Below are 1,556 nucleotides of genomic sequence, written 5' to 3'. Positions count from 1 at the left end.
CATACGTACTGAAGTAATATCCATACTAGCTATAACAGCATCGCAACGATAATAATTTAAACTAGGAATAAGACTGTCAAAAGTCTGATTATAAAATATGCTATTAATTTGCATTTTATGACATAATGCATTAGCAAGATCAATATCAAATCCTTGAATTTTATTATTAGTTCCTATATATTCAAATGGTGCATAGTTAGCATCAGTAGCAAAGCGTAGTATATGAGTCATAGCAGAACAGCTGGATAATGATGAAAAGCTAAATATAGTAGCTAATAACCATATTGTTACTAACTTGTTCATTTAAAAGTAATCTGACCTTAATCGTCATTATTAACTAATGCGATAAATAGCGAGCAAAATTAATAGTTTGTGGGAAATAAAAATGACTAACGTCGCCTTGTTCTATGATTTTACCATTTTCCATATATACTATATAACTAGCAGTTTTACGAGCTAGTTCAATTTCATGAGTAACAATTACTTGGGTAATACCAGTTTGTGATAATTCATGAATAATACTAATTATTTGTGCCGTTATTTCTGGATCTAATGCTGAAGTTGGTTCATCGAATAGTAAAACTTGTGGTTCCATCATTAATGCACGAGCAATTGCTACGCGTTGTTGTTCTCCACCAGAAAGATGTAACGGAAATCGCTCCGAAAAATTGGTTAACTGTAATCTATTAAGTAATAAATCTGCACGTGCATTAGCTGTTGCACGAACTAAACCTTGTACTCGACAAGGTGCTTCAGTTAAGTTTTGTCTTACTGTTAAATGAGGCCATAGGTTATATTGTTGAAAGACCATACCTACATTTTGACGTAGCGATCTAACGGCTTGAATATTTACTACGTTACTGAAATCAAAATCATTACCAGCAATATGTAGTTGACCAGTACTAGGAATCTGTAATAAATTCAATACTCGTAGTAATGAACTTTTACCTGCCCCACTAGGTCCTAGTAAAACTAGTATATTACCAGGTAAACAGGTAATATTTATGTCAAATAAAGCCTGATACTTCCCATAAAAACAATTAATATTTTTTAGTTTAATACTCATACAAAAAATAAATAAACATTAGTTTATATAATAAGTTGTATCACGAGTGTGATGTCATTACGAATTATTTATTCGTAAATAATAATTAACATTAGTGATAAGTTGAAATTATGTGAAAAACATCTAATATGTGAAATTATCACATAATTTAGCTAAATGATTTAGCGATTACGAAATATAATTCGTCCTTTTTTTAAATCATAAGGAGTAAGCTCAACAGTGACTTTATCACCTGTTAATATGCGAATATAATTTTTTCGCATTTTACCAGATATATATGCGGTAACTATATGTCCATTTTCTAATTCTACCCGAAACATTGTGTTAGCTAATGTGTCTAATACTGTGCCTTGTATTTCAATATTTTCTTCTTTTGTCATTGACTAACTCGAATATAAAAATGTTATAAATATTAATTTAATATAATATAATTATATTATAATCTAATATATTAGATTAATTAAATATATTTAACGTTAAAATAAAGCTA

3 protein-coding genes are annotated in these 1,556 nt (G+C 29.0%); all 3 read right to left on the bottom strand.

Features of this window, described 5'->3' with window-relative positions:
* Positions 1 to 303: transporter substrate-binding domain-containing protein (locus tag CEX73_RS03375; protein WP_146643233.1), on the bottom strand; the 303-nt coding region annotated here is incomplete at its 3' end.
* Positions 304 to 337: 34 nt separating this feature from the next.
* Positions 338 to 1,066, bottom strand: a complete 729-nt coding sequence (gene artP, locus CEX73_RS03370) for an arginine ABC transporter ATP-binding protein ArtP (RefSeq protein WP_101627176.1) — start codon at positions 1,064 to 1,066, stop codon at positions 338 to 340.
* 161 nt (positions 1,067 to 1,227) lie between these two features.
* Positions 1,228 to 1,446, bottom strand: a complete 219-nt coding sequence (infA, locus tag CEX73_RS03365) for a translation initiation factor IF-1 (RefSeq protein WP_101627174.1) — start codon at positions 1,444 to 1,446, stop codon at positions 1,228 to 1,230.
* Positions 1,447 to 1,556 lie beyond the last annotated feature (110 nt).

The sequence above is a fragment of the Candidatus Palibaumannia cicadellinicola genome, assembly GCF_002855795.1.
Lineage (GTDB): Bacteria > Pseudomonadota > Gammaproteobacteria > Enterobacterales > Enterobacteriaceae > Baumannia > Baumannia cicadellinicola_C.
Note: the sequence above shows the minus strand (reverse complement) of the source record. Positions and strands in the feature narration are given on the sequence as shown.